The 417-nt window shown below is 45.1% G+C and carries 1 pseudogene; it reads left to right on the top strand.

Going from position 1 to position 417, the window contains the following annotated elements:
• Nucleotides 1–302: pseudogene (locus AC1M89_RS14765) on the top strand (acetyl-CoA C-acyltransferase); the annotation flags it as partial.
• Nucleotides 303–417 lie beyond the last annotated feature (115 nt).

Here is a 417-nt window from a genome sequence, read left to right as displayed (position 1 = left end):
CGATTAAAAAGTTATTGGCTCAAACAGGTTTAACACTAGAGCAAATGGATGTGATTGAGCTGAACGAAGCGTTTGCAGCACAAGCATTGGCGTGTACACGTGACCTAGGTTTAGCCGACGATGATGCGCGTGTAAACCCAAATGGTGGTGCAATTGCACTGGGTCATCCATTGGGTGCATCAGGTGCGCGTTTGGTGACGACTGCTCTCAACCAACTAGAGGCAACTGGTGGCAAATATGCATTGTGCTCTATGTGTATCGGTGTGGGTCAAGGCATCGCTTTAATTATTGAACGTGTTTAACTATTAAAAACCCCCTCCCTTTTATCAAGGGAGGTCGGGAGGGATTCTATGCCTACTTTTTCTTCAAATGATGCGCAAATCAATTATCAAACTTTTGGTGATTCAAGCAAGCCTG

It is taken from the genome of Acinetobacter sp. ANC_7635 (assembly GCF_056779945.1).
This window is presented reverse-complemented; position numbering and strand designations above follow the sequence as displayed.